Source organism: Paenibacillus sp. FA6, assembly GCF_051550225.1.
In the GTDB taxonomy this organism is placed as follows: domain Bacteria; phylum Bacillota; class Bacilli; order Paenibacillales; family Paenibacillaceae; genus Paenibacillus_AQ.
Map to the genome: position 1 here is coordinate 5,857,234 of NZ_CP188820.1, position 24,433 is coordinate 5,881,666.

Here is a 24,433-nt window from a genome sequence, read left to right on the forward strand (position 1 = left end):
GAGGATGTAACATGATTAAATCAAAAAGAACTAGAATCGGAGACTGGATCATCGCTTTATTTTGTATATTGTGTATTTTAGTTTGTCTCCTGCCGTTGTTGAATATATTGGCACGATCCTTAAGCTCAGCGGATGCCTTGGTGAAAAATTCAGTTTTACTTCTGCCTGTAGGACTTAATTTCGATGCTTACGCGACTGTGCTTGGAGATTCCAAATACACTTGGGCGTTGTTGTGGACAGCAATACTAACCGTGATCTGCACACTTTGGTGCATGTTTATGACGATTATGTGTGCATACCCGCTTATATATGACAACCTGAAAGGGAAAAAATTTATTATATCACTTGTTGTCTTTACGATGTACTTTAGTGCAGGCACAATCCCAACCTATTTGCTTTTGAAAGAGCTGCACTTGCTCAATAATCCGTTAGTACTGATTCTGCCAGGCTCCATTAGTGTATTTTATGTAATCATCATGCGCAGCTTCTTCTTTGGGATTCCGGAGAGTCTTAGAGAATCCGCTGAACTTGATGGAGCAGGACCGCTTAGGGTACTCGTCAGCATCTATCTACCACTTTCTACTCCTGTGCTTGCAACGTTGGCTCTTTTCTATGCAGTAGGTCGATGGAACGGCTTCTCAGATGCATTGATGTTTATGTCAGATAGAACCTACTTCCCTATACAATTGCTGCTTTACAACATACTTAATAGTATCAGCAGTGTTGAGGTGGCTACACAGGAAGGCTTTTCAAGCCCAGGCCTGTCTGAAACGATTAAATCAGCAACGGTTATGTTTGCAACTGTACCGATTTTGCTCATTTATCCGTGGCTGCAGAGATACTTTATCTCCGGTGTTACAATCGGTGCGGTAAAAGGTTAATTTTTAACGCATGATAGAAATTGGCTATGTCAATTTTTATAGATTAATCCAAAATAGTAAATGAAAATGAGGGGGAACAAACATGGGATTTCGTAAAGCGGTGTCCATTCTGGCGATTAGTACTACTCTTGCTTTAGCACTTTCAGGATGTACCAGCGACAAACCAGCGCCATCAGCTTCTCCAGCACCTACATCTAATACCGCTGAGGACAGCAACGATGCAAGACTAGAAGAGTTAGGTCTCGATTCCAATTTGAAATTCAAGGAGACTCGTAAGATTAAAGTTGAGATTTATGACCGTGGTAATGACGGGGGAACCAAACCAGAGGACAACTTTTATACACAATATATCAAAGACGGAATGCTTCGTGATCACAATGTAGACGTTACTTTTGTTCCTGTTCCACGTTGGACAGAGGGCGAGGTAATTAACAACCTTTTGGCAGGGAATCAAGCGCCGGATATCGGTCTCACCTACTCTTATCCAACAATCCAAACGTACGCCAATATGGGTGGTATCCTTGACTTAGGTCCCATTGTCGAAGCAAACAAAGACCTTCTGCCAGACATGTGGGATTATCTAACCGAAGCAAACATCTATTGGGACAAGGATCCTGACACAGGAACCTTGTGGGCATTGGAATCTCGTTTGAATGTCCTTAACCGTATTAATACTTTTGTGCGCGAGGATTGGTTAAAGAAGCTCAATCTCCAGGCGCCAACAACGTTACAAGAATTTGAAAGTATGCTCATAGCATTTAAAGACAACGCTTCTACACTTTTAGGAAACGATGCCGACAAGATGGTTCCTTTTTCAACGAGCTTTGACATCGGCTGGCGTGCAGATCATTTGACTTCGTCATTCGTGCCTAATGAAATGACAGACAAGGACATCTTCACTCTCGGCTTTGATGATCGACATTTCCTTTTTCCGAATTACAAAGAGGGCATAAAAACGTTGAACAAGTGGTATAACGAAGGTCTGATTTGGAAAGATTTCTCGCTTTATCCTGCCGGAGATGTAACGGAGGATAATCTTATGAAAATGGGCTATGTGGGTGCATTTATACACAACTGGGATTATCCATATCGTAACGGTGACGACAGCATTCATGCAAGCCTTCAGCGGCAAGTTGGCCCAGATGCAGCTTATATTGCTATTGAACCATTTGCCAACGATGCTGGTGTTTATAAGAAATTTTTATCAGGTCCTGTTGACCGTAAAATATTTTTCCCAGCTACAAACAAAGAACCAATTGCTTCTCTGTTCTATGTGAATTGGATTTCCAAACTTGAAAATCGCGTATTCTTGCAATTTGGAGAAGAAGGCGTTACTCACGAAGCGTTGCCTGACGGTTCCCTGAAAACAATTGCAACAACAGGCGAAAAAATTATGAACTCTCCAGCAAACATCGACTACACGATTACAAGCAATGGTCTTGACCTTGGCGATCCTGATAAGACAGTCAAGTCAATTGCCAACGGTTATGCTGGTGTTGATGCAAAATTTATTGAGACCGCAAGTCAAATTACAACTCATGACGGACTTGTAGGCAAAAATACCAATGTGGGCGAAATCAAGGCAGAAGACGGGCAAGGTCAAGCACTTAAAGAGAAACGTGATACGATCTTGAACAAGGCTGTTGTGGCATCTGTTGACAAATTTGACTCTGTATATGATTCAGGTATGAAGGATTACCTCGGTTCAGGCGGTCAAGCGATTATCGACGAGCGAACAGCTGCATGGGAGAAATATTTCGGAAATGAAACAATGCTGAAATAGTATTCTACGAGCAAAAAATTGAAAAAGCCTAGAGGTTTGCGCATGCAAGCCTCTAGGCTTTTTTGTAGAAAGGAATTAGTATGCAGATTCTGAATGATGGTTGGCAGTTTGCAAAAGGCGAGCCAAACGAGTTTGTACCCGTCAGTGTTCCTCATGACTGGTTGATTGTAGCTAAAAAAAATTTGTACAAAGATGACATTGGCTGGTACAAGCGTGATCTAGACGAAAGTAACGTAAAAGACGGACAGTGTCTTTTGATCCGCTTTGATGGCGTGTATATGGACAGTATTCGCTTCTGTTGGCATCAATGCCATTTCCATTAACAATGTAACGTTCACCAGTATCGCCTTTGTTTGGCGGTCTGAAAGTGATCAATTAAGTGCTGCAACTGCAAATCACGCAGGAATAACTGGCCAGCAGCGCCACTTGTGTTATTTGGTCTCCCAATGGTAGAACAGGCGGAGTATGCGAAGGAGTGGCGAGACATGATCAACACGTACTTTTTCAGAAAAAGCGGATTTTTAGACGAAAAGAAAAGGGGAATTTGCTAATTGGCTATCAGATTACTCTGTTTGACGACAGTTGGGGATTTGCCATAAACGTTTTGAAGACTGTAGATTAGAAGGGGCATTCATTCGAACTCGTGGATCTTCCCCATGATTTGCTGTTCTGTGATACCTTGAATCTGTATGATAACATCATAAGCTGGTACTGAAAAAATTTGGTATATCTAATTAATGAACGGAAAGGGTAGGTTATATGCCTAACATCATGATGGCTTTTCCTCAGGGAAAGCATAAAGTTTTGACAATGAGTTATGATGATGGTAAGAGCGCCGACATCAAGTTAGTGGAAATTTTCAATAAGTATGGCTTGAAAGGAACGTTCCATTTGAACTCGGGAATGCTTGGCACAAATGGTCGTATACCGGAAGAGAAGGTTGCTGCCCTTTATAGTGGACATGAGGTTTCCGCACATACATTGACGCATCCTACAATTGCAAGGTGCCCGAAAGAGCAAATCATAGAAGAAATCTTTGCAGATAGGAAGAGATTGGAGCGATTGGTTGACTATACGGTAAGAGGTATGTCCTATCCTAATGGTTCTTACAACAAGGCGATAAAAGAGATGCTGCCACACCTTGGAGTGGAGTATGCACGAACTGCGCAGAGTACGGGGCAATTTACGATGCCTGACGATTTGTACGAATGGAAGCCTACATGCCATCATAAAGTGGACTTGATGAATGTAGCTGAAACCTTTGTAAACTTAAATAAAAAGCAATATTTGTACATGTTATATGTATGGGGGCACAGTTATGAGTTCGATAATGATCATAATTGGCCATTAATAGAAGGCTTCTGCGAGTTTATCGGGAACAGGTCTGATATCTGGTATGCGACCAATATTGAGATCGTGGATTATCTGAAAGCATTTCAAAACCTCAAATTCTCGGCATCATGTCATTTTGTAAATAATCCCTCAACATTAACAGTATGGCTTCAAGTCGACAATGATATTGTTGAAGTAAAAGGCGGCAGTCAAATCCATTTGACCTAACATTCTGATAAAAGTGTTGGATGCACTCGATTGAATCTTCTGGAGGTGTACCAAGCAGCCGATAGCTACTGGAGACGAATCCTAAGCAGTCGAAGCCAGAAAAGTCATGTGTCTTGGGAGAAATTCGATCAATTGAAGTTAAAGTTTCCATTCTAGCGTTGATCCCTACCGAATGAATTTAATTTACTATCCACGGATACGTTAGAGAATTCTTATATCTTAAATAATGAAGTGAAAATAAATGATTTATTAGAAAGCATGGTTAAAAAGTGGGACTATTTGTATAGTATCCATGATATTGAATTAATATATAGTCCAATAAATAAAGATTTGATATGGATCAGTAACGATTTATGGCTTCAAAGGTTATTCGATAACGTATTCCAAAATACGTTAAAACATTCAAAAGCTAAGAAACTTGAGGTGACTATTGAAAATAGTGTTGTTACTATTAGGGATAATGGAATTGGTTTCGATATCGATAGTCAAAATAAAGGGATAGGATTAAAAATAATTGAGGATATATCTAGAACACTCAATATAAGATATACTTTACAATCGAATAAACATGGGACTGAATTCTGTTTTATAATTGAAATGAAGTCTGATTTAAGCACTTAAAGTACGATACCAAGCTGGGCGAATATCAGGTATCTACTCCTGAATCACTTATTGTGTTGCTTTATCGGCATATGGATATATTGCTCAATTAACGGGGAGTGATACATCAATACTGTATGCCGTTGCTATCATGTTGATGGCAAATTGGAATTAATCGTTAACATATAATGAGGTTATATCTAAATAACATGCAGTACAGGAAAAAGACTTTCTTTCGGGAAAGTCTTTTTCCTGTATAAGTAGTAGTAATAGAAAAAGACGTCAAATATCCGTGATTGTATATTTTTAGTGTAAGCCTGTTTCGACATGGTGTTTTGTATGCAATAGGAGATATTGTTGTTCTATAGCCCGTTGATTTAACTGGAGCTGACTTATATAAGTATTGATCTTTAGTTGCAGCTTTTGAACTATCTCCATTCGCATGTCAGCAATGCGGTCCTCTATACAAAATGCTGTATAAGAGAGAGAACCATTTGTATAGAACTTCGTTTCATCAATAACGGTATTCAACTTCTCTTTATAGATTCTTTTTACAGCGCCGCTCTCTGGTTTGATCTCGTAATAACGATTAGTTTCAATGAGTAAATTCCAAAGACTAACGTCGATGTCAAACTCACCTTGCACCACTACTGCTGATACTCGGAAAATTCTAATATGACTGTTCATGAGATTAATGATCCTCCTGCAAATGCATACTTTATTTGCGAAAAAATAGCCCAAGCATACTTTAATTTGTAATATGAGAATTGTAACACAGAATAGAAGCATACCCCATTGGAATATATGCTAAAATGATTCAATAGAGCCAAGACATCAAGGGGGATGGAACAATGAAAGATTTTATTGGAAAAAAAGTAGAACTTGATGTTATAAATAAATATGGTGTTACCATAGTACCGGCCCAAACCATTCTTAATCACGAAGCTATAAAGCTATTGATTAGTCATGGGATGGATATTAATGATATTAATACAGCTATCCCTAACTCTGCTGTAAATGTAATTGTTCCATCAAGCCAAATCATTAAACAGACAGTTTCTAAATCGAAGGAGTTGTTTGAATCCATAACGAGTTCTCGTAAAGTACCTTTGATGGAAATACGTAAAGAGATTCTTCCATCGATTCAGGAGATCTCAAAAAATTCGAATATTTTTGAATTGTTTGAGTCGGTTAAAGCAAAGGATGATTACACGTACGAACATAATATAGGTGTTGGGATATTATCCACGCTTATTGGCAGATGGATGAATTTAAACGAAGCTGAACTTTCAATTCTGTCGTTAGCGGCGACTTTACACGATGTTGGTAAAGTGAATATCCCGATAGAGATTCTAAATAAACCAGGAAAACTAACAGATAAAGAATTTGAAATAGTGAAAAAGCATACCATCTTTGGATATGAAATATTGAAAGAGACGACTGGATTGAGCCCTAAAATAGCTCGTGTCGCTCTACAACATCATGAACGTGAAGATGGAAGGGGATATCCATTAGGTCTTAAGAAGGGAAATATTGACTTGCTTAGCTCCATTGTCGCCGTGGCAGATGTTTTTCACGCGATGTCTTCCAAGCGACCTTATCACGAACCGATACCTTTTCATGAAATTGTCAGTCAAATGGGACATGGGAAGTTTGGTGAATTGAATCCACAGATCGTATCGCTGTTTCTTGAGAACATAATGAAAAAAACAGTAGGGAAACAAGTGATCTTAACAGATGGGAGAATGGGGGAGGTTGTTCTATTGAACCCTCATAGAATGGAAACACCGTTAATCAAAGTAGCAGATGATTTTATAGATTTAAGTAAAGAAGAAGGTTTGCATATTAGGGAGATCATTGCTTAGAAATGGATAGTATATTTTTGAAACCGGTTACCTCATAGGGTGGAGTGAGAATATGTCATCAATAAAAGATGTTGCAAAGCATGCAGGCGTATCTGTTGCCACTGTGTCTAGAGTGTTGAACGACAAAGGATATGTGAGCGATAATACGAGGGAAAAGGTAGAGCATTCGATCAAAGAGCTGGACTACACGCCGAATGAAATAGCAAGAACACTGTTTAATAAACAATCAAAAACCATTGGATTAATAGTTCCAGATATCATGAATCCATACTTTCCTGAATTGGCTAGAGCCGTTGAGGACACGGCCACTAAGCTAGGATACAATGTCATCCTTTGTAACTCTGATGGAAATACAGAAAAGGAGCAAAGATACTTAGACGTATTATTACAAAAGTATGTAAATGGTATCATTGTTTCTTCTAACACTTTAAATGTTAACCAGATTGAAAAACTTAATATTCCGGTAGTAAGTATTGACCGAGAAATTAGTAAGGGTTTACCGACAATTGTGGTGGAGAATAAAAAAGGCGCGATGATGGCTACACATTTTTTGAAAAGTAAAGGATGTACAAGAATTGCTCACATAAGAGGTCCCCATGCGATTGTCAACGCAGAAGAGCGTTATGGAGGATATCAAGAAGTAGTAGGCAAGGAAACGTGGTTTAAAGAAAGCTATATTGCGAATGGTAACTATGATATGGAAACTTCGATTGAAGCGACGCTTGAGCTTTTAGGTTTACACCCTGAAATTGATGGTATATTTGCAGCAAATGATATTATGGCAATTGGTGCCATCAAAGCTGCTTATCAGCTTGGAAAAAGGGTTCCCGAGGATATTGCCATTATTGGGTTTGACGGAATCAGTTTATCTAAAGCAACGATCCCAGAATTAACGACGATTGTGCAACCCATCTATGAGTTAGGGGAAACAGCAACAACAATGCTAGTTCAACTCATGGAGCGACAACCGATTGAGGAAACCTATCGTATATTAGACGTCAAACTTGTTGAGAGACATTCAACATGAGAAAGAGAAGATTTGTATGGAATACAAACCACAAATACGAAGGAGAAAAAGGCTTCGGTTATCATTAAACCAAATAATAGGACTATAATTTTAGGACAAGGAAGGAATTTCATGAAAACGATCACTATATACGATATAGCAAAGGAAGCGAATGTTTCAGTATCGACGGTTTCTCGCGTGCTGAATGATACTGCACCTGTAAAAGCAAGTACTAGGGAAACGATATTGAAAGCTATAGAAAAGCATCAGTTTCAGCCGAATGCATTGGCCAGGAGTCTTCTAAAGAAGGAGACCGGCACGATTGCAATGATTCTACCGGATATTACTAATCCATTCTTTCCGGAGGTATTCTGGGGTGCAGAGAATGTCGCAAGAAGCAAAGGATATACTTTCTTTCTATGTAATACAGCGGGAGATTATGGACGTGAATCTGAATATTTGACGATTCTCCGTGAAAAAAGAGTAGATGGAATCATCTTTTTGGGAGGTAGAATAAATTTATCCAATTGTCCGCCAGAGCTGTCTCAGGAGGTTATTGAAATGGCACGGCGAGTTCCAATAGTGCTTGTGAACGGTAACTTGCCTAAGAGTGGCCTACATCGGGTTTATACAGATGAGGCAGAGGGTGCGGCGATTGCGACCCAACATCTAATTGATCTAGGACATAGGGATATCGGATTTATCGGCGGATTGGACTATACTTCGACAACATTAGTGAAGGTAAAGGCAGTTAAGAAAAAGCTGAAGGAGTATGGACTTGATCTTCGAAAAGAATGGCTACACTCCGGTGAGTTTTCAGTGCAAGGTGGAAGAGATTTGATGAGTAAGATACTGGATCAAGAGCGCAGACCTACAGCTGTATTATGTGTAAATGATTTTACGGCAATTGGAGCTATCAAAGCGGCTTTTGAGCATGGACTTCGCATTCCTGAGGATATCTCCATTGTAGGATTCGATGATTCACCGTTGTCTACAGCTGTTATTCCTGAATTAACAACGATCTCTCAAAATACAAATCAGTTGGGTGAGTTGGCAGTAGAGATGCTAGACCAGTTGATTAACGGTAAGAATCCAAAGAAACAAATTGTTCTGAAGCCGCACTTAGTTGTACGGAAGAGCACAGATGTATTGAAAAAAAATTATGATGGAGAGTATTGACAGTTAGTGGGCATAGGAATATAATAAATCCACAGCGTATGAAAGCCCTTTCATGAGTTGGGTATTGTACTAAATAACACCCGGGTTTTGTAACGGGTATTTTTTAGTACAATTATGAAACCCATTTCATGAAATGGGTTTCATAATTGCTAACCAAAAATATTACGTTCAAATTAAAAGGGAGGTTGAAGAAAATTAAACAGAAAATGAGTGTTCTGATGGTGCTTATGCTTCTAGTTGTTGGTATTCTCGCAGGATGTAGTGGAAATAAGAATAATTCAGTAAGCAACACGGGAGAAGGGAAAATAGATCCCGACAAGAAGGTGAATTTGCAACTAACGATGTGGGGATCTGAGGAAGACAAGAAGGTTATGCTACAGCGATTGGACATTGTGAAGAAGACATATCCTAACATTAAAGTTGATGTTCTACTTGTAGCTGGTGACTATGATCAGAAGTTACAGACGATGATTGCTGGTGGTACTCCTCCTGACATTATGATGATTGCTGAGAACTACCAAGTATACGCAAGCAAAAATCAGATCATTCCTCTAGATGATTTGATTGCTTCCAATAAAGTAGATATGAAGGAGAAATATTCCGAGGATATCGGTAGCATCATGAGTTATGAAGACAAATATTATGGCATGGTCGATCGTGCAGGTGCGATGGTTGTATTCTATAACAAAGACATGTTTGACAAAGCTGGTATTTCCTATCCAACAAAGGATTGGACGCAGAAAGAGATGCTTGATGCGGCTCAGAAGCTGACAATAAAGGAGGGGGATAAAACGGTTCAATGGGGTTATTATCCAGGATCGTGGTGGCCTCAGTGGATGCAGTTGGCATATCAGAATGGCGCTTCACTCTTCGATGAGAATAACAAGCCGACATTCGATACTCCAGAGGTTCGTGATGCACTTCAGCTCTTAAATGATATGAGCTTCAAATATGCTACTTCTCCAACGCCTGTCGAAATAGCTGACATGGGTAACATTGGCGCAGATCCGTTGTTTGCACAAGGGAAGATCGCAATGGAAACAACAGGTTTTTGGAATATCGGTTCCTTATCAAAGGTAGAAGGCATGAACTGGGACATCGCGCCGGTATGGGGCGAGACGAATGCATTCTTCAATGGCTTGACGATTGTGAAGGATTCCAAACATCATGAAGAATCATTTAAGGTTATTGAGGCTCTGACTTCATTAGAAGCTCAAATACCAATTATCGAGAGTGGACAGGATGCTCCGGCTACAAAGGCTGCACTGACAAGTGATGAATTTATTAATGCAGAGTACGGTGGCAAAAAAATTAACATGAATGCATTCAGTGAATCCAAGATTTACAAACAACCACTTAATCCGAAATGGAACGAAATGATGAAGGTTATTGATGATAAGTTGGGAGTTTACTTCACCAATAAAGAAACGCTTGATGATACGGTAAAGAACATTCAAAAAGGACTAGATAATTTGTACAAATAATTTGGTGAATCTTATATTCAATACTTATTGCGGCATGGGATTAGCTTTCTAAGGCTGATCCCTGTCTTTGTTAATATCAATTAAATGCTTCTTAAGAGTACTACAGAATACGTGGAGGTGTTTGGATGAAGAAAAGAGATGGACTGTGGTTTTATGCATTCATTTCCCCTTGGTTAATTGGATTTCTTGCGCTGACATTAGGGCCAATTCTATTTTCTGTTTATATGAGCTTTACAGATTGGGATTTATTTCAGTCACCCAACTTTATTGGTTTTGAGAATTACAATAATCTAATAACAAATGACCCTATTTTTTGGAAATCAATTGGTAACACATTTTTTTACGCACTGATTGCAGTTCCGTTAGGTATGTCAATTTCGCTATGGATCGCGTACTTCCTGAACAAGAAGTTGAAGGGGATTACCTTCTTTCGAGTGTTGTATTATTTGCCATCAGTAGTTCCGGTAGTGGCGACGTCGCTTCTTTTCGTTCAATTATTCGCACCGACACAAGGAATAATCAACCAAATTCTAGGTTTTGTCGGTATTGAGGGACCCCATTGGTTGCTCGACAGTCAATGGGTTAAACCTGCCTTAATTCTCATGTCCTTGTGGGGAGTTGGAGGAGGCGTTGTATTACTATTGGCTGGAATGAAGGGAATTCCACCAGAATTGTATGAGTCAGCCTCTATCGACGGCGCAACAAGCGGACAAAGTTTCTTTAGCATTACGTTTCCGATGCTTACACCTGTTATTTTCTTTAATTTGGTCACGGGTATTATCGGAGCACTTCAGACGTTCGCACAGGTCTTCATCATGACGTCGGGAGGACCGGATAATGCCAGTCAAATGGTTGTTCCGTATCTGTTCCAGAATGCCTTCCGTTTCTACAAAATGGGTTATGCTTCTGCGATAGCATGGATATTATTCATTATCATCTTGATAATGACGCTTCTTGTTTTCCGTTCGTCGTCATTATGGGTGCACTACGAGGAGGGGAAAGAAAATGGCTAGATTATCCCGGTTGGAGAAGACCGTATCCTATCTGATATTGTGCTTGGTGGGTATTATGTTGTTTGTACCCTTCGTGTACATGTTATCCATTGCGTTTGCGAGTGATGCCACAACTGTAAAGGCGGCGTATACGTTCATTCCGCTTGAGTTTACCTTAGGAAATTTCAGTAAAGTTTTTACTGATTATCATATGGGTACTTATTTGAAAAATAGTATTATTATTACGCTTTGGACAGTGGTGGGTTCAGTTGTTTCTGCCTCTATCGTGTCCTACGGCTTTGCTCGTCTGAAAGCAAAAGGAAGTGGTATCCTGTTTGTTATTTTGCTCAGTACGATGATGATTCCGGGTGAAGTAACTATGGTGCCACAATTTATCATATTCAGAGAGCTAGGCTGGGTCAATACGTTCTTGCCACTCATCGTACCTAGTTTCTTTGCAGGAGCTTTTAACGTTTTTTTAATCCGTCAGTTCGTGATGGCAATTCCGAAATCGCTTGATGAAGCTGCGATGATTGATGGAATGGGACATATCGGAATTTATTCTAAAATTATTGTACCGATGACTTATCCTATTTTGTCAGCTATTGCTATTTTCTCTTTCTCCTATAACTGGGGTAACTTTATGGGTCCATTAATTTATATAAATGATCCTGAAAAGACGCCATTGGCACTTGGAGTACAACTGATAAGTACAGCTGCGGGTGGGCAAGTGCCACCATGGAATATGGTAATGGTCGCCTCACTATTCCTAACCCTACCAATGCTTCTTGTGTACATGTTTGGTCAAAGGTTTATATATGAAGCGAACATTAGCGGTGGGAGCGCCGGCATAAAATAGATTGAATCCGAGGTGTATGTAATGAACACTGTTGAGCAAAACAGCAAAGTTATAGTAAACAGCAGGGGATGGACTATTGAAGATCAGCCAGAGATCATTTTATGCGCATCACTCTTTTATTTTCGAATCCCAAAGGAGTTGTGGAATGAACGGCTGCAGCAAGTTAAGGATGCTGGGTATAACGCAATAGATGTTTATTTTCCATGGAATTTCCACGAGCAAGAACGTGGAGAATGGGATTTCAGCGGAGAGAAGGATATCTCTCATTTTCTAGAGGCAGCAAATGAGAAAGGATTATGGGTTATTGCCCGTCCTGGTCCCTATATTTGCTCGGAATGGGATGGAGGTGCGCTGCCCGCCTATTTGCTAGCGATCGAAGGCATTCAACTAAGAGACAATGATCCGTTGTTTCTAAGCGAAGTATCTCGATGGTTTGATAGGATTATGCCTATTCTCCACAAATATGAGTTAGGTAGACAAGGAACAATCATCGCTGTCCAATTGGACAATGAATTGGATTTTTATAATTGTAGCGATCCTCATGGATATATCTCGTCCCTACGTGATATGGCTCTTCAATATGATGTGGGAGTTCCCCTTTTTGCCTGTGCTGGACAAGGGAATTTGTTCAGAGCAACAGGTAATGCAGAGGGTGTGATGCCAACTTGCAATTTCTATCCGAATGATATGGAAATTGACCTAGAAGATAGAGTCATCAGCTATTACAACCATTTGCAGGAGCGGGATTATCCACTGTCTGTGACGGAAACGAATCGTTCGCATTTCTTGCTACGCAGACTCCTTGGGAGTGGAGCGAAGTTGCTTGGTCCTTATCTGCAGGTATCTGGAACAAATTTCGGGTTCAACAATGCTATTAACAATTGGGGTAATCCGCTGGCATTTCTAACTTCAGACTATGATTTTCAGGGGATGATCGCACCATCGGGTGAAGAACGTCCAGAATATTATGAAGGAAGATTGCTTTCGGGTATTCTGCTTGCTCTTGGAAGATCTCTTGCTTTGGCTAAGCCAATTCCGAGTTTTCTAAAAGTGAAGACAAATTTACAGGAAACAGCAGGTATGCGTTATTTGCTGAAACTGGACGGCGGTGGATATTTGATATCGCTACCAAATGTAGGTGAAACAGCAGGTACGGTCTATATAGAAACAGAAAGATTGACCTTTCCTACACATACGGAACTTTCAGTTTCTGCAGGGAATTGTCCTATACTACCCTTTGAAATACCATTAGCAAAATGGGGAATAGAAGGGGAACTTATCTATGCGACAGCAGAGTTATTCCAGGCTAGAAAGACGAAGGACGGAACATTGCTTGTCTTCTGTTCGGATGACATGACAGAGGCTAGCTTTGGCTTACCCGATGGAATGGATATTCAAACGGAAGGTGCTGAAGTTCATTGGAAGGGTACTGATCTCACACTAATATCTGCATCTGAGCTAGCGAAGGCGCACATTCGTTACCCAAATGGTCAAGTGCTCCAAGTTATCATGATTCAGCGCGAGCAAGCTAAACGGGTTAAAACGATATTGGAGACCGGGGAAATTGAGTTTTATGCTGTTAAGAAACTTACTCCTGAAAAGGAGGAGCTCTACGGAGAAATGACTTGGACCGTATCTCCTTCTTTCGATGGAATCGAGGATATTCATGAAGAAATAATAGTATCAGAAAACGAGCCCATGTATTTGGAAAGTTTGGGTGTAAATCGAGGATTTGCATGGTATAAAGCAATTAATAGTGTTACAGCAGAAGAAGGAACTTTTAGAGGAATTTTGCTTCAGAATGCCTCGGATATATTAAGTGTTTATACGAACAAGAGTTATGAAGGAACGGTTATCCCTGGTGGAAGTAGCACATATGTCCCCTTTGGAGCACAAATTGCGAAGTTGGAAAGCATCGTCATAAGAACAGAAATATGGGGTCATACCAATTTTGATGATATCCTTTTGCCTGCACTACAACAGTCTTCAATGAAAGGTGTGAAGGGCATCGTTGCAGTGTCAGATTATTCTGATTGGACTCAGAATTGGGTATTTCGTCCTTGCAGCAGGTTAATTGATGGAACTTCATTTCCAGAGGAAAGCGGACAACTCAACGATTGTGGCGTTATTGACTGGGGGAGCTGGATATATACCGGAGAAGTAGAAACAGGTTTGTACAGTAAGAAGTTAACTCCTTTAGCAGATGATAAAAGACGATGGATCATTCATTTCAAAGGCAATCGAGTGCGTACGGTTATTTTTGTGGACAAACAATTTGTGGGTGAAGTGAACCTGATGGATCCCTATTTAGATCTTACACCGTATATAGTTCCGGGTAAGACTGTAGAAATTACGCTATATTTGGAACGGAAATACCGTGAGCCAGCAGGCTTATTATACTTGATTAAGGGAGTACAGTTAACCGATTGGAAGATTAGCAATGCGCAGGAAAAGAAACTATGGAGAAGCGCAGGGGAATCTCTTGGAATTTCAAATAAGCTTAAATGGCCTCTTATGATGACACCAGGTGAGGTGGTCTGGCTGCAAAGCGAGTGGAAAGAAGAAACAACGTGTAATGACCGAATGATGCAAGTGATCGGAAAGAATGCCAAGGTGACTGCATTTTATAATGGGCGAATTGTCGGAAGAATCTGGTTGCCGTGCTCAGGATTTCGTCCGGAGATGACAGGGGGTTCACAAGAAAATATATACTTTCCAGGATCTTGGCTTGAGAAGGATATAAACCGAATCTCCTTGCTTGTTGAAGCTATTCAGCTGGGTGTGGATGCAGTTATTGAGTCCGTAAAGTTTGATCGAGGCTATTCAAGAGGTGGGAATCTATGAGTAGACGCGTACGGTTAGGGCTGTTATTTAGCGCAATAGTTATTACGCTTGGCATATTAGGAGGAATTATTATGAATCAATCACAGCAAAATAAAAATTCTTTGAAGCTTCTTCCCTTGGATTCTTCAACAATTCATGTACAACCTGAGGATGGATATGACGGCTTTGAGGGCTGGGGTACTTCTCTTGCCTGGTGGGGGCATGTACTAGGGCAGTGGACGGATAAAGAGAAGTTAAATGAGGTGATGGATCTGGTGTTTGATCCTGATAAAGGCCTCGGGCTCAATATTGTCCGCTACAATATCGGGGGAGGGGAAAATCCATCTATTGAGAATAATAGTCTCCGTCCGGGTGGAGATGTTCCCGGATTTCAGCCTACTGAAGGACAGTGGGACTGGGATGCAGACGAAGGACAACGTACAGTTCTACTAGCTGCACTCCAGCGCGGAGCAACGATTGCAGAGGCGTTCTCGAATTCGCCACCGTACTGGATGACCAATAGTGGTTCTGTCACAGGGGCAGTCGATGGTGGAAATAATCTGAAGGATGAATATTATGATGTCTTTGCCGATTATTTAACGGAAGTTGTTAAGCAGTATAAAGAAAAATGGGGAGTGACCTTTCGAACGTTGAATCCGCTCAATGAACCAGCTTCGAATTGGTGGAAGAAGGGGAATATTCAAGAGGGTAGCCATTTCAGCGTTGACAAGCAGATGGAGATTATTAAGAAGGTCTCTCAATCACTGCAGTCTAAGGGTCTCAGTGATACAGCTATCAGTGGCCCCGATGAGAATAGTGTAGATGAAACGCTTGAGATGCTACATGGCTATGACGAAACAACGATAGACAGCATTTCTCAAATAAATACGCATACGTATAACGGAATCAAGCTTGAGGAACTTCGTGATTTGGCCAAAAAAAATGGACAACGGCTATGGATGTCTGAATACGGGACTGGAGGCAGTGAGCCTCACAACCATCAGGATATCACCAGTGTTATGGAATTGGCGGAGCGTATTATATACGATTTGCATATTCTTCAACCGGCCGCTTGGATTTATTGGCAGGCTATTGAGGATGAGAGCGCAAATAATAATTGGGGTTTTATCCACTCTGACTTTTTGGGTGAAGAGACCTATGAGCTAACGAAGCAATATTATGCAATGGCTAATTTCAGCCGATTTATTCATCCCGGTAGCCGCATTATACGTACAGATGATGGTCGGTCAGTAGCCGCGTATGATGCCCAGAGAGAACAGCTTACTATTGTAGTGCGGAATGAGCAGGAGGAAAAAGAAGTCACTTATGATTTAACATCGTTTGAGTTCGATAGCACAATAGCGGAAGTCTATCTGACATCAGATACTGAAAATTTGAACAAATCAGAATTACCCCTTTTTGGAAATGGATTCAAGCTGACTGTCGAAGAGCAATCGGTAACAACAATAGTTATATCCAGTATTCGGATTAAGGAATAGTACAACGAGGAGTGTAGAGAATGCATAGGGAAGAAAACATGAGTATTTCAGATTACAGCCATACGATAGTACAATATGACTCGAAGAGTTATAGAATCAATGGGAATCAGGTCTTTCTGAATAGCGCCGCTATCCATTATTTTCGCATGCCGAGGGAAGAGTGGCGTGAGGTACTTGTCAAGGCAAAGTTGGCAGGCATGAACTGTGTCGATACGTACTTTGCATGGAACGTTCATGAGCCAGATGAGGGCAATTGGACATTTGAAGGAGATAACGACTGTGGAGCTTTTCTCGATTTATGTGCGGAGTTGGGACTATGGGTAATCGCTCGTCCTGGACCTTACATTTGTGCGGAGTGGGATTTCGGTGGGTTTCCATGGTGGCTGAATAACAAAGAAGATGTCGTATTTCGAAGCTATAACAAACCATACTTGGATTATGTGGATCGCTATTTCGATGCTATCATTCCCATTATAAGTGAGCGTCAGGTTGCAAATGGTGGGACGGTAATACTTGTTCAGGTAGAGAATGAATATGGTTATTTGGCCGATGATGAAAAAGCTTCCGATTATATGCTACATTTGAGGGACGGCTTGATTAAACGGGGCATAGAAGTACCGTTAATCACCTGCGTAGGCGGCGCGGAAGGAACGATTGAAGGTGCGAACTTCTGGTCTAACGCCGATCAACATTACGAAAACTTACGTAACAAACAGCCGGATACACCCAAGATAGTAACTGAATTTTGGACAGGTTGGTTCGAGCATTGGGGAGCTATGTCTGCAACACAGAAGACAGCGGCGCTGTACGAAAGAAGGACATTGGAGGTACTACGCGCCGGTTATAGCGGAATCAGCCATTATATGTTCTTTGGCGGCACGAATTTTGGCAACTATGGAGGAAGAACGGTTGGTGCAAGCGATATATTCATGGTGACTTCCTACGATTACGATGCACCACTGAACGAATACGGGAGAGTTACAGAGAAATATAGCGTAGCCAAGAAGCTTGCCTACTTTGTTAAAGCGATAGAGGGGCTGCTATTGAATTCAATGGAAGGCGTAAGTATAGATAGTTTAACTAGTGTAAGCAAAGGTTTCACAGTACGCTACAGAGAGCTAGGAAACCAGCGAATCTGGTTTGTGGAGAGTGGGAAAGATGAGAGAGAGACGGCTTATCTTACATTAGCCAATGGGAATACAATTCCGGTTACGGTTAAGCCGGGAGCTATTACACCGGTGCTTGAACGAATGGAAATTGCACCAAACGTACGTTTAACATGTAATACTTATCTTCTCTGCAATGAAGAGATTGAAGGGATTCATACCTTGATTATAGCTGCTGACAACGGCGAGCGCTCTTGGGTGGAAATTGACACGGAGCAATCGATTCAACTGCTCGGTCTCCGACCACAACTGATGAAGCTTAGTGCCGATGGGAAAAGGTTGACACTCGATAACTATCATTTCGAAGAGCCGCAAGTCATCTCTCTGTCCATTGGAGACAAGCATTTTCAACTCGTATTCGTGAACGGAGAAATGACGAATAATACTTGGCGTTTAGAAGATCACACAGGAATACGCTGGGCGCTAGGCTATCTGGATATGGATATCTCAGGGGACGGCTCCATAAAGGTAACCTTAGGCAGGAGCGGGAATGGAGTTCTTCATTTAGGAAAATGGGATACAAAAGCAGTTGCAACTACGGGCATATCACCTTACGTACATCTTGAAACACCTGAAATAAGTATGCTGACATCATTAGCAGTTGTATTATCGCCAACTGAAGGAGGCATAAGTGGAGAGACCCCGATTGGCTTTTCCGAATTAGGGCAGCCGTATGGCCACATTCTATATACATGCGATTTCGAGAATGATGAAGATGAGGAAAGAACGGTAGTCATTCCGGCAGTTCAGGATATAATCAGAGTCTATGTAAACGGAAGGGAGCAACAATTGATTCGAGAGGTTGGTGCGTCTTGTGTACTCCTAAAACTTCAGCCTAATCAGACTAACCGCCTGCAGTTGCTTGTACAGAATATGGGCAGGCTGAACTTCTCCCCTTTTCTCGGTGAAATTAAGGGTATAGCGGGAACTATATTTCTTGATGGAGGTACTGTTGATTTGCGTGAGCATTGGCAGTACGAGAACAAGAATATACATCTTGGACAAGTTAGCAAGGTCGAACCTGGTACTGCGATACATCGGACTTTTACACTTAAGGATCAAGACCGAGCTATTCTGGTTGGTGCGATGATCGATAAGCTCAGTATTAATGGAATCCAGATCGAGGTTAAAGGATATCAGGATGGTGTCTCCTTCCTGACGTTGGATATATCCTCCTACATTCGGGATGGTGTTAACGAGATCGAACTGTGTTATATCGAATCTCCGATTGACCGTTTGGAGCTCATCGCCTATCATTCAAAGAACCAACTCAACGGTTGGCATATGCAGGATGCGGATTTGCTCGACCGTGTTGAAGATCAGAACGGTGAATTCCTCGGTGGACCCGTATGGCATACCTTACAATTTACAAGACCTGAATTGCCAGAAGATGTTCATGCTAAACTCAAGCTTCGATTGACTGGGATGAGTAAAGGGATCATAAAGTTGAACGGGATCGACTTAGGCCGTTACTGGCAGATCGGACCACAGGAGGATTATAAAATTCCGATGGCGTGGTTGCAGGACATGAATAAGGTTGAATTGTTTGATGAAGAGGGAAGGAATCCTTTAAGAGTACGATTGTTATATGATCTTCAGTCTAGTGAGAGATGGACATACATCTGATTGAGATTCTAGAACTACCTAATAGCATTTAGTCATATTCAATAGAAGTTACCACAAGCCAACAATCGCAGTGTAAGTGATTGTTGGTTTTTTCTACTTTCACACACAGTTCTAACTTTGGTTAGAGTCCAAAAGTTATTAGCCAAGTATATGTGAATAATGAAAGTGTTTGATTTGGAGGTCATGTTAACCCATAATATCATTAGCTAGATTAACAAATAATATGAATGAAGTAGGTATAATTGGATGACACAACCCGATGAACAGATCTACCGTTTCAGTGAGTCTCCCATTTGGGAGTTACAGAGAGCCTATTACGAGGAACAAGGGCTTAAGGCTTGGCAGAGTGGGGAAGTACCACTGTACATAACGAATAATCCGATGATTGCTAGAGCATATGCGGATATCATATTTGGATTTCTTCAAGATCGATCTAGACTAGGTGACACAACTGAACCGGTTACGATTGTTGAACTTGGAGCGGGTTCAGGTCGATTAGCGTTCCATGTGCTTAAGGAGCTGTGTGAGCTAATGGATTTCTCCGGCATGGCACTTCCGCCTTTTCGGTATTGTATGAGTGATTTTGCCATCAAAAATATAGCCTACTGGCAACAGCATCCCAGCTTAGTGCCCTTTGTAGAACAGGGAATTCTGGATTTCGCACATTTTGATGCTGTACAGGATACAGAACTACACTTAACGGAGTCTAAGATCGTTATACGACCGGGTGACTTGCAGCAACCGCTACTGGTTGTCGCGAATTATTTCTTTGACAGTATTCCACAAGAACTGCTCTATGTTGGTGAGAATAATATTTATGAGTGCAGGGTTTCTCTACACTTTTCGAATGAGGCTGGAGACCTTAACCCATCGGATATGCTTGAGAAGGTCACTCCTGAGTATCATTACCATAGAGCGGTTGAATATGAACAGGAATCGTATCCGTACCACGATGTGATTAAGATGTACACAGATAAACTAGAGGATTCGCATATCCTTTTTCCAACCATGGGGCTGACCTGTTTAGAACGACTTCGTCTTTTATCTAAAGAGGGCTTCCTATTGCTCACAGCAGATAAAGGGGACCATCGTTTAGAGAACTGGGAATTTGCAGAGCCCCCTAGCATTATTCACCACGGAAGCTTCTCTTTAACGGCGAATTATCATGCGATTCAAACCTTTTTTGAATCAAAGGGAGCACAATCCATCTTCACCAAGCATCACTATAAGAACTTAAATGTTGGCTGTATTCTGATGCTTCCGGATCCGCTGAGCCATAGTAATACCCGTCTAGCTTATCGGAGATTCGTAGACCGTTTTGGCCCAGATGATTTCTTTACAATGAAAGAATGGTTTGATGAGCATGTAGATCAAATGGAGCTACGTCAAATTCTATCCTTTTGGCGTTTGGGTGGTTATGATGCTCAATTGTTCTTACAAAGCGCTCAGCGCATCTCGGATCTGCTTCCCACTAGTGATGATGAAGAAATGGAAGATATTCAGATAGGGATGGACTTCATGTGGACAGGGTACTATCCCATGGAGGAGCAGCATGACTTAGCACTAACCTGTGGCATGCTGCTGTTTGAAATGGATTTGTACGAGGAAGCGTTGGTATACTACGAACGATCAGTGAATCTTGATGCGGCTGACAGCAAGGCACTGTATAATATGGCGATTTGTTACTCTGAAGCGGGTATGGAAGAACCTGCACGCCATTACGCTCAAAGAGCCCTAGCCATGGAACCAGCTCATGAAGGAGCTTTGTCGCTTTTATCTGTTTTATAAACCAAATGTAACGTTAATTTGCACAACCATTTAAGATGGGCAGAGATCAGGTATTTAATCCTGGTCTCCACCCATCTTTTTTCATGGCTACGCGATAGTCAGGTAAGCGATTAAGTTGAAAAGAAGTCCAGAAAGTTATGGAAATTAAATGAAAAGTGTTTACAATTTTTATTTATGAGCATATAATTTGGATGTTAGTTGCATCAGGGAAACATTGATGGGTGTAGACAACATGTTTTTTTGGCAAGAGGAGGAATTGGAATGTTAGAGCAAAACACTGTGAAACCAGACATGTTTAAAAGTGAAAAAAAAATGATATCCGCAGAGGCCGTATTAAGAGGAGAAATAAAGGGAATTAAAAGAATTCTCCCATTTCTCGGCCCGGCTTTTATTGCCGCGGTAGCCTATATTGACCCCGGTAACTTTGCAACGAATATTACGGCAGGATCTAAATATGGTTATCTCTTATTGTGGGTTGTAGCCGCGTCTAATTTAATGGCAGTTCTCATTCAGTCTTTATCCGCAAAGCTTGGAATTGCTACAGGTAAAAATTTGCCCGAGATCGCACATGAAAGATTTCCGAAAAGGGTATCTATTTTCTTATGGATTCAAAGTGAATTGGTGATCATTGCCACGGACTTGGCCGAGTTTATCGGGGCAGCATTAGGCTTATATTTACTTTTTGGTATTCCGATGCTTCCTGCTGCACTTATTACAGCCGTTGGGTCTTTTGCCATCCTTGAGTTGCAGCGCCGTGGATATCGTTCATTGGAGGCTGTCATCGCTGCGATGGTGCTGATCGTAGCATTAGCCTTCGCCTTTCAGGTAATTGTGGCTAAGCCTGAACTGGGCGCGGTAGCAGCAGGAATATTCACCCCTAAGTTTGAAGGTGCGGACAGCATTCTTTTGGCCGCAGGGATTCTGGGCGCTACGGTGATGCCGCATGCGATTTATCTTCATTCTTCTCTGACACAAAACCGTGTGGTAGGGAACAATGATTTTGAGAAGAAACAGATTTTCAAATGGGAATTCATAGACATTATGATCGCAATGATTATTGCGGGTGCGGTTAATATGGCGATGGTAATTGTTTCCGCCGCGTTATTTTTCAAAAATGGCCTTGTGGTTGAGGATCTGGATGTAGCCTTTCAACAATTTGGTCAATTGGCTGGACCGGTAACGGCTATTTCATTTGGCTTAGCATTATTGATTGCCGGTCTATCTAGTTCTTCCGTGGGGACTATGGCTGGCGATGTGGTGATGCAGGGTTTTATTAATAAAAGAATCAACTTGTATGTACGGCGGGCAATTACAACCATTCCACCGTTGGTAATTATCATAGTTGGTGTTAATCCAACGACTGCTCTCATCATGAGTCAAGTCATATTATCCTTTGGTATTGCTTTTGCCCTGATTCCATTGGTTATCTTTACAAGCAACCGAACAATCATGGGCGGTTTAGTCAATCATCGAATTACTGCATTAATGGGCTGGATCGTATCAGGATTAGTTATCCTATTGAATTTATTTCTGTTGTATAAAATGTTTTATTAAAAATATAAGACAGGAAGCCAATGTTGTTATGGCTGCCTGTCTTATATTTAAATACAAGAAAGTATAAGTTTCACTTGATACTCTTTCCCTTATATTTCGTCTGAAACAGGTGACTCAAAGCGATACGAAGTATCGCTAGCATCGGAAGCATAAACTCGTTGAAAAAGGACGGCATAGCTGTTTCTACTTATATAAACCAAATGTAACGTTAATTTGCACGATTTCTGCGCGACTACCTAGGCGAATGGGAGGACCCCAAAAGCCGAATCCAGAGGTTACGATAGAGTGAAGTTGTTCCTTCTGAAGATATCCCCAATCATTCTCGAATAAGAGTCGCGTAATTAGGTGTGCTGGAGCGATCTGTCCGCGATGGGTATGCCCTGAGACGATAAGATCGATTCCTTGCTGCTGTGCGATATCCAAGTCTTTAGGTTGATGATCTAACAGGATCACTGGATTCGATAGATCTACATCTTTCATAATGTCAGAAAGTTCGATTCTCGCTGCGTCACTGTGGTCTTTTCTACCAATGAGTGTGAAACGGTCATCTATCGCTATCGATTCGTCATACAACACGTGAACATTGCTTTGTTCGAGGATATCAATGAGTTCAGCCATCGTACCTTTATATTTGTCATGATTGCCTAACGAGGCATATACCCCGTAAGGAGCTTCTATTTTAGCTAGAATTGGTCCAATTCCTTGGTTTACATACTGCTCGACCTGATCATCGAACACATCTCCTGGAAACAATACGATATCTGGCTTCAACGCGTTAATCTCCTCAACCATTCGAGTCGCATGATTCTTCCCGGAGAGAACACTGAAATGCATATCGGAAGCCATCACAATTTTCAAAGGTTCAGAGGACTGAGCACTTTTGGTAATGTTGATATCATAGGTACGGACAACAGGGCTGAATGCATTAAATGTCCCATATGAAAGTAACGAGATCAGTAGAATCAAAGTGATGAATCCAGACCATTTCTGGATATAGTGTCTAGGGAGCACCGTCAGTCGCAACAACCAAACTGTGATATGTACTAGCGGCAGTAGTAGCAATAGCAAACTGAATAAAGCTAACCAATATGAGCCGATGATACTGATATAAACATTATTAAATAATCTGGCCAGAATAAAGGATGTGGATAGAAAAATAAGTGTGAGAATATAGAGTAGCTTGAATTTGAGCGAAAGTGTCGGCTTCATCCAATTCCAACCACTCCACCCGATATAAAAGACGAGAAAACCATATAACAAGATGAAGACTAACCCTATAAGAATGAACATAATAATCCCCTTTCATCCTCTAGTATACCAAAGAGCACTGTCGATGGAGAACCTGTGATATTGATTAATGTAGAAGAGTAGATTATTATATAATCAATCACTTATATAATCGAATGATTATGTAGCATATGAAAGGAGGGATGGATATGGATACGCTTGTTGAGATTGCGGATGACATGAAGCTTTTAGGTGACAAGACGCGCCTGGTGATGCTGTCTCTATTGAAAGAACGGGAATGGTGTGTTTGCGAATTTGTTGGAATCTTTGATATTTCTCAACCTGCCATTAGCCAGCATTTAAGAAAGTTGAAAGACCAAGGTCTAGTAAAGGAAGATAAACGGGGACAGTGGGTGTATTATTCATTAAGTGTGAATGACAAGCCTTATATCCAAGCTGTTCTCGATCATATGCCTGATTCAAGAACGATATTAACACTTTTAAATAAAGAGTTGATCGTCACAGAGTGTGAATAAATGGA

18 protein-coding genes and 1 pseudogene are annotated in these 24,433 nt (G+C 41.1%); 17 read left to right on the plus strand and 2 right to left on the minus strand.

The genetic code is table 11. The features are described 5' to 3' along the window. Positions 1 to 140: 140 nt before the first annotated feature. The 5 genes and pseudogenes from ACP8HI_RS26400 to ACP8HI_RS26420 all read left to right on the plus strand — a co-directional run. Positions 141 to 881 carry a carbohydrate ABC transporter permease gene (locus ACP8HI_RS26400; protein WP_438349035.1) on the plus strand — a complete coding sequence of 247 codons (741 nt, stop codon included), beginning with the start codon at positions 141 to 143 and terminating at the stop codon, positions 879 to 881. An 82-nt stretch (positions 882 to 963) separates the two neighbouring features. Further along, complete coding sequence (locus ACP8HI_RS26405; RefSeq protein ID WP_438349036.1) at positions 964 to 2,664, plus strand: hypothetical protein; 1,701 nt, start codon at positions 964 to 966, stop codon at positions 2,662 to 2,664. An 80-nt stretch (positions 2,665 to 2,744) separates the two neighbouring features. After that, complete coding sequence (locus ACP8HI_RS26410) at positions 2,745 to 2,987, plus strand: hypothetical protein (RefSeq protein WP_438349037.1); 243 nt, start codon at positions 2,745 to 2,747, stop codon at positions 2,985 to 2,987. Positions 2,988 to 3,423: 436 nt separating this feature from the next. Then, the gene (locus tag ACP8HI_RS26415) at positions 3,424 to 4,224 is read left to right on the plus strand and encodes a polysaccharide deacetylase family protein (RefSeq protein ID WP_438349038.1); all 801 of its coding nucleotides are present in this window, start codon (positions 3,424 to 3,426) and stop codon (positions 4,222 to 4,224) included. 165 nt (positions 4,225 to 4,389) lie between these two features. Continuing rightward, positions 4,390 to 4,845: pseudogene (locus ACP8HI_RS26420) on the plus strand (ATP-binding protein); the annotation flags it as partial. A 285-nt stretch (positions 4,846 to 5,130) separates the two neighbouring features. Here the strand turns inward: ACP8HI_RS26420 and ACP8HI_RS26425 are convergent. Next, a complete protein-coding gene (locus tag ACP8HI_RS26425; protein WP_438349039.1) occupies positions 5,131 to 5,511 on the minus strand; it encodes a hypothetical protein in 381 nt (126 codons plus the stop codon). Positions 5,512 to 5,675: 164 nt separating this feature from the next. Here ACP8HI_RS26425 and ACP8HI_RS26430 point away from each other — a divergent pair, with 164 nt between their 5' ends. The 11 genes from ACP8HI_RS26430 (at position 5,676) to ACP8HI_RS26480 (ending at position 22,665) form a co-directional block, all read left to right on the plus strand. Beyond that, positions 5,676 to 6,689 carry an HD-GYP domain-containing protein gene (locus ACP8HI_RS26430; protein WP_438349040.1) on the plus strand — a complete coding sequence of 338 codons (1,014 nt, stop codon included), beginning with the start codon at positions 5,676 to 5,678 and terminating at the stop codon, positions 6,687 to 6,689. Between the two features lie 52 nt (positions 6,690 to 6,741). Beyond that, the gene (locus ACP8HI_RS26435) at positions 6,742 to 7,716 is read left to right on the plus strand and encodes a LacI family DNA-binding transcriptional regulator (RefSeq protein ID WP_438349041.1); all 975 of its coding nucleotides are present in this window, start codon (positions 6,742 to 6,744) and stop codon (positions 7,714 to 7,716) included. Between the two features lie 111 nt (positions 7,717 to 7,827). After that, positions 7,828 to 8,874 (plus strand): LacI family DNA-binding transcriptional regulator, encoded by a 1,047-nt coding sequence (locus tag ACP8HI_RS26440; protein WP_438349042.1) that lies wholly within the window; start codon positions 7,828 to 7,830, stop codon positions 8,872 to 8,874. A gap of 185 nt (positions 8,875 to 9,059) precedes the next feature. After that, positions 9,060 to 10,358 carry an ABC transporter substrate-binding protein gene (locus ACP8HI_RS26445; protein WP_438349043.1) on the plus strand — a complete coding sequence of 433 codons (1,299 nt, stop codon included), beginning with the start codon at positions 9,060 to 9,062 and terminating at the stop codon, positions 10,356 to 10,358. A 125-nt stretch (positions 10,359 to 10,483) separates the two neighbouring features. Then, positions 10,484 to 11,371 (plus strand): carbohydrate ABC transporter permease, encoded by an 888-nt coding sequence (locus ACP8HI_RS26450; protein WP_438349044.1) that lies wholly within the window; start codon positions 10,484 to 10,486, stop codon positions 11,369 to 11,371. After that, positions 11,364 to 12,209 (plus strand): carbohydrate ABC transporter permease, encoded by an 846-nt coding sequence (locus ACP8HI_RS26455; RefSeq protein ID WP_438349045.1) that lies wholly within the window; start codon positions 11,364 to 11,366, stop codon positions 12,207 to 12,209. Before ACP8HI_RS26450 ends, ACP8HI_RS26455 begins: the two co-directional genes overlap by 8 nt. A gap of 21 nt (positions 12,210 to 12,230) precedes the next feature. Continuing rightward, positions 12,231 to 15,053 (plus strand): beta-galactosidase, encoded by a 2,823-nt coding sequence (locus ACP8HI_RS26460; RefSeq protein WP_438349046.1) that lies wholly within the window; start codon positions 12,231 to 12,233, stop codon positions 15,051 to 15,053. Beyond that, positions 15,050 to 16,531, plus strand: a complete 1,482-nt coding sequence (locus tag ACP8HI_RS26465) for a glycoside hydrolase family 30 protein (RefSeq protein WP_438349047.1) — start codon at positions 15,050 to 15,052, stop codon at positions 16,529 to 16,531. The genes ACP8HI_RS26460 and ACP8HI_RS26465 overlap by 4 nt, the downstream gene beginning before the upstream one ends. 20 nt (positions 16,532 to 16,551) lie before the next feature. Next, a complete protein-coding gene (locus tag ACP8HI_RS26470; protein WP_438349048.1) occupies positions 16,552 to 19,323 on the plus strand; it encodes a beta-galactosidase in 2,772 nt (923 codons plus the stop codon). A 246-nt stretch (positions 19,324 to 19,569) separates the two neighbouring features. After that, entirely contained in the window at positions 19,570 to 21,111 is a 1,542-nt protein-coding gene (locus ACP8HI_RS26475; protein ID WP_438349049.1) for a tetratricopeptide repeat protein, read from the plus strand. A gap of 291 nt (positions 21,112 to 21,402) precedes the next feature. Next, positions 21,403 to 22,665 (plus strand): Nramp family divalent metal transporter, encoded by a 1,263-nt coding sequence (locus ACP8HI_RS26480; protein ID WP_438352004.1) that lies wholly within the window; start codon positions 21,403 to 21,405, stop codon positions 22,663 to 22,665. A 183-nt stretch (positions 22,666 to 22,848) separates the two neighbouring features. Here the strand turns inward: ACP8HI_RS26480 and ACP8HI_RS26485 are convergent, their stop codons facing one another. Further along, a complete protein-coding gene (locus ACP8HI_RS26485; RefSeq protein WP_438349050.1) occupies positions 22,849 to 23,955 on the minus strand; it encodes a metallophosphoesterase in 1,107 nt (368 codons plus the stop codon). A gap of 146 nt (positions 23,956 to 24,101) precedes the next feature. On the opposite strand from ACP8HI_RS26485, the gene ACP8HI_RS26490 reads away from it, so the two are divergent. Then, positions 24,102 to 24,428 (plus strand): ArsR/SmtB family transcription factor, encoded by a 327-nt coding sequence (locus tag ACP8HI_RS26490; RefSeq protein WP_438349051.1) that lies wholly within the window; start codon positions 24,102 to 24,104, stop codon positions 24,426 to 24,428. The last annotated feature ends 5 nt before the right edge of the window (positions 24,429 to 24,433 follow it).